The organism is Intrasporangium chromatireducens Q5-1 (genome assembly GCF_000576575.1).
In the GTDB taxonomy this organism is placed as follows: domain Bacteria; phylum Actinomycetota; class Actinomycetes; order Actinomycetales; family Dermatophilaceae; genus Intrasporangium_A; species Intrasporangium_A chromatireducens.
The window spans coordinates 1-4,730 of record NZ_AWQS01000270.1 but is presented as its reverse complement, the minus strand read 5'-3'; the positions used below and the strand labels follow the sequence as shown (position 1 = coordinate 4,730).

The 4,730-nt window shown below is 68.6% G+C and carries 3 protein-coding genes; all 3 read right to left on the bottom strand.

Going from position 1 to position 4,730, the window contains the following annotated elements:
• Positions 1-23: 23 nt before the first annotated feature.
• The 3 genes from N864_RS19310 to N864_RS23810 are packed head-to-tail and all read right to left on the bottom strand — an operon-like array spanning position 24 to position 4,605.
• On the bottom strand, positions 24-2,123 hold the full coding sequence (locus tag N864_RS19310) for an ABC transporter ATP-binding protein (RefSeq protein ID WP_034721106.1): 2,100 nt from the start codon (positions 2,121-2,123) through the stop codon (positions 24-26).
• Positions 2,123-3,856 carry an ABC transporter ATP-binding protein gene (locus N864_RS19305; RefSeq protein ID WP_034721104.1) on the bottom strand — a complete coding sequence of 578 codons (1,734 nt, stop codon included), beginning with the start codon at positions 3,854-3,856 and terminating at the stop codon, positions 2,123-2,125. Before N864_RS19305 ends, N864_RS19310 begins: the two co-directional genes overlap by 1 nt.
• A complete protein-coding gene (locus N864_RS23810; protein ID WP_240474409.1) occupies positions 3,856-4,605 on the bottom strand; it encodes a TetR/AcrR family transcriptional regulator in 750 nt (249 codons plus the stop codon). Before N864_RS23810 ends, N864_RS19305 begins: the two co-directional genes overlap by 1 nt.
• Positions 4,606-4,730: the final 125 nt, after the last annotated feature.

Genomic DNA, 4,730 nt, shown 5'->3' with positions numbered 1-4,730 from the left:
CCGACGAAAGGCCACCGGCGAGCTCAGGTCTGGGACGACTCCTCGGGGGCGACGCCCTCGGGTTCGGGCCCACCCGACATCCCGGGTCTGCCGGCCCCCGCGCCCACCGGTGCCCCGGTTGCGGTGGGTGACCCGACCAGCTCGTCAAGGTCAGCCGCCGCACCCGAGAACTGAGCGGCATACAACCTCGCGTAAGCGCCCTCCCGCTCGAGCAGCTCATGGTGCGTGCCCTGCTCGACGATCCGGCCGTGCTCCATGACGAGGATCAGGTCCGCGTCGCGGATCGTGGACAGCCGGTGCGCGATGACGAAGCTCGTCCGGTCACTGCGCAGCGCCGCCATCGCCTGCTGGACGAGCAGCTCGGTGCGGGTGTCGACCGAGCTCGTCGCCTCGTCGAGGATGAGCAGGGCGGGGTCGGACAGGAAGGCCCGCGCGATCGTCAGCAGCTGCTTCTCGCCGGCGGAGATGTTCGAGCCCTCGTCGTCGAGCATCGTGTCGTAGCCGTCGGGCAGCGAGTGGACGAAGCGGTCGACGTAGGTCGCCTTGGCGGCCGCCATCACTTCCTCGTCGGTCGCGCCCGGGCGACCGTAGGCGATGTTGTCGCGGATCGTGCCCGCGAACAGCCAGGTGTCCTGCAGCACCATGCCGATCCGCGAGCGCAGCCCGTGCCTCGTCATGTCGCGGATGTCGATGCCGTCCAAGGTGATCCGGCCGCCGTCGAGCTCGTAGAACCGCATGATGAGGTTGACGAGCGTCGTCTTGCCCGCACCCGTGGGACCGACGATCGCGACCGTCTGGCCGGGGTGGACCGACAGGTCGAGGTCCTCGATGAGGGGCTTGTCGGGGCTGTAGGAGAAGTCGACGTCCTCGAAGGCCACGGCACCGCGCGGGTCCTCGATGACGACGGGGGTCACCGACTCCGCCTGCTGCTCCTCGGCGTCGAGCACCTCGAAGACCCGCTCCGCGGAGGCGACCCCCGACTGGAGGACGTTCGCCATGGAGGCGACCTGGGTCACCGGTTGGGTGAACTGGCGCGAGTACTGGATGAAGGCCTGCACGTCACCGAGGCTGATCGTGCCGCTCGCGACCTTGAGGCCACCGACGACGGCCACGACGACGTAGTTGAGGTTGCCGACGAACATCATCGTCGGCATGATCAGCCCGCTGATGAACTGGGCGCCGAAGCTGGCCTTGAACAGCTCCTCGTTCTTCGTGTCGAACGCGGCCTGCGACTCCTTCTGGCGTCCGAAGACCTTGACCAGGCCGTGGCCGGTGAAGGTCTCCTCGACGATGCCGTTCAGCTCGCCCGTGTTGCGCCACTGCTGGACGAACAGCTTCTGGCTCCGCTTCGCGATCACCGCCGTGACGACGACCGAGATCGGAATGGTCACGACCGCGATGAGCGCGAGGAGCCAGGAGATCCAGAACATCATGCCGAGGACGGCGAGCACGGTCAGCAGCGAGTTGAGCAGCTGGGTCAGGGTCTGCTGCAACGACATCGAGATGTTGTCGATGTCGTTCGTGACGCGCGAGAGCAGCTCGCCGCGGGGCTGCCTGTCGAAGTACGGCAGCGGGAGCCGGTTGATCTTCGCCTCGACGTCCTGGCGGAGCCGGTACATGGTCCGGGCGAGGACGCCCTGGAGCAGCCAGCCCGAGAACCACATGATGAGGGACGCTGCGACGTAGAGCGAGATGACGAGGAGCAGCACCCGGCCCACCGCCTCGAAGTCGATGCCCCGTCCAGGCACGAGGTCGACCCCGGTCAGCAGGTCGGCGAACTGGTCCTGCCCCCGGGCGCGCAGGCCCTGGACCACCTGGTCCTTCGTGAGCCCGGCCGGGAGCCGGGCGCCGAGCGCTCCGGCGAAGATCAGGTCGGTGGCGCGGGCCAGAATCTTCGGTCCGATCGCCGCCAGCACGACGCTGGCGACGGTGAGTGCGACGACGACGATGACCGCGGCCCGATGCGGGCGCAGCAGCCCCAGGAGTCGCTTCGCGGACGGGCCGAAGTTGAGCGCCTTCTCGGCGGGCTGGCCCATCGTCATGTGCGGCGGACCGCCCCGGCGCGCCGGTCCACGCCGGGCCTCGGCAGCCTTTTCCTCTGCGGTCTTGACACCTTCGGCCATCAGGCTGCCTCCTCCGCGCCTTGCTGGGACTCGACGATCTGTTGGTAGGTCTCACACGTGGTGAGGAGGTCGTCGTGGGTGCCCTGGCCCACGATGCGGCCGTCGTCGAGGACGATGATGTGGTCTGCGTCGACGATCGTGGAGACGCGCTGGGCAACGATGACGACGGTCGAGCTCGCCGTCCACGGCCGCAGCGCTGACCGCAGCCGGGCGTCCGTCGACAGGTCGAGCGCCGAGAACGAGTCGTCGAAGAGGTAGATCTCCGGACGCTTGACGATGGCCCGGGCGATGGCGAGCCGTTGCCGCTGTCCGCCCGAGACGTTGGTGCCGCCCTGTGCGATGGTCGCCTCGAGGCCGCCCTCCATCTCGCTGACGAAGTCGGCTGCCTGGGCGATCCGCAGCGCCTCCCACAGCTCGTCGTCCGTCGCATCGGGGTTGCCGTAGCGCAGGTTCGAGGCGACGGTGCCGGTGAAGAGGTAGGGCTTCTGCGGGATGAGGCCGATGTGCGACCAGAGGTCCTCGAGCGACGCGTCGCGCACGTCGACCCCGTTGATCCGCAGCACCCCGGTCGAGACGTCGAAGAGGCGCGGCACGAGGCCGAGCAGGGTCGTCTTGCCGGATCCGGTCGAGCCGATGATGGCCGTGGTGCGGCCGGGGAGGGCGGCGAACGAGATGTCGTGGAGCACCGAGACCTCCGCCCCGGGGTAGTGGAAGTCGACGCCGTCGAACTCGATGGTCGCGGGCCCTTCCGGGATCTCGACCGGGTCGGCGGCCTCGATGACGGTCGAGTGGGTGCCGAGGACCTCCTGGATGCGGCCTGCGGAGACGGAGGCGCGGGGGATCATCGTCGACATGAAGGTCGCCATCATCACCGACATGAGGATCTGGATGAGGTAGGACAGGAACGCGATGAGCTGCCCGATCTCCATGTCACCGCTCGCGATTCGGTGCCCACCGAACCACATGACGGCGACGCTCGAGGCGTTGAAGATGAACATGACGATCGGGAAGATGAGCGCCATGAGTCGCCCGACGTGCAGCGCCGCATCGGTGAGGTCGCCGTTCGCTCCGGCGAAGCGCTGCTCCTCGTGCCGCTCGCGGACGAACGCCCGAACAACCCGGATCCCGGTGATCTGCTCGCGCATCACCCGGTTGACGCCGTCGAGCGAGGTCTGCATGCGCTGGAACTGCGGCACCATCCGCGAGATGACCAGGCCGACGACGGCACCGAGCAAGGGCACGGCGACGGCGACGAGCCAGGACAGGCCGACGTCCTCACGAAGGGCCATGATGACGCCGCCGACCATCATGATCGGCGCGGAGACGAGCATCGCGAACGCCATGAAGAGGACCATCTGGACCTGCGTCACGTCGTTGGTGTTGCGCGAGATGAGCGTCGGCGGCCCGAACCGCGAGACCTCCTGGGCGGAGAACTCCCCGACCGTGTGGAAGACCGAGGAGCGCACGTCCCGGCCGAAGCCCATCGCGGTGCGCGCGGCGAGGTAGGTGGCTCCGGCCGCGGCGAGGATCTGCACGCAGCTCACCGCGAGCATGAGGGCGCCGTGGCTCATGATGAAGCCGGTGTCGCCCCGCGCCACGCCCTTGTCGATGATCTCGCCGTTCAGGCTGGGCAGGTAGAGCGACGCCATCGTGCCGATGAGCTGGAGCACCACGATGAGCGTGATCTCACCCGTGTAGGGGCGCAGGTGACTGCGCAGCAGACGCAGCAGCATCAGCGAGCCTTTCGAAGTGTGGTGGACAAAGTCTTCTCGGCGACGGTAGGGGCTGACCCCGCGTGAGGGTCAACGGGATTTCGGTGGCTCGGCGACGAGCCGCTCCGCGCGGAGCCGTCCCGCACGAGCACCCCGTCGAGAACGGTCGAGACGATCTCCTCGGCCGTGAGCAGCCGTCCGTCCGTGATCCCGGGGTGACTCCCGGAGAAGGTGAGCAGCCGCAGCCGGTGGATCACCTCGTCCGGCTCGACCGTCAGCTCGTCGCGCATCTCCTCGATGAGCACCTTGATCGAGTCGAGCAGCGGCTGGTGGATCGGTCGCAGGGTGCACGAGCCGGACGCGCCGGTCTGGTGGCGCCCCGCCACGTAGCACTCGTCGTGCCCGTTCCGCTGCGGCGGCTGCGTCAGCCCGAGCGCGGCCATCAGGCCGAACACGTCCGTGAAGCGCTGCTGCATGATCCGGGTGAACTCGACGAGCCGCCGCCGCGGCTCCAGGGCCACGTCGATCGCGGCGATCCGCCGACCCACCGGCCCCGGGCAGAACGCCGCCTCCACCGCCTCGGTCTCGAGCTCGTCCTTGGTGCCGAACGCGCGATAGATGGTGCCCTCGGCGACGTGCGCCTCGGCGGCGATCTCGCTCGTCGTCGGACGACGACCGAACCGGCGGGCCAGCCGGACATACACGTCGACGAGGGCTTCCCGCCGTTCGTCCGGCGGCATCGGCGCCGCCCGCCCCTGCTTCGCTGCCATGCCCACCAGCATGAATGAGTGAGCACTCACTCACAACCCTGCACGTCACCGGCCCTTTTGCCCCTCCCCGGAGTGAGCCCCCACTCACTCATTCAGTGGCCCCTCGTCGGTTCGTGGCCTTTCGT

Bases quoted from the DNA above. Each gene is read 5' to 3' on its own strand.
- N864_RS23810 (WP_240474409.1), bottom strand. From the start codon at position 4,605: ATGGCAGCGAAGCAGGGGCGGGCGGCGCCGATGCCGCCGGACGAACGG.
- N864_RS19305 (WP_034721104.1), bottom strand. From the start codon at position 3,856: ATGCTGCTGCGTCTGCTGCGCAGTCACCTGCGCCCCTACACGGGTGAG.
- N864_RS19310 (WP_034721106.1), bottom strand. From the start codon at position 2,123: ATGGCCGAAGGTGTCAAGACCGCAGAGGAAAAGGCTGCCGAGGCCCGG.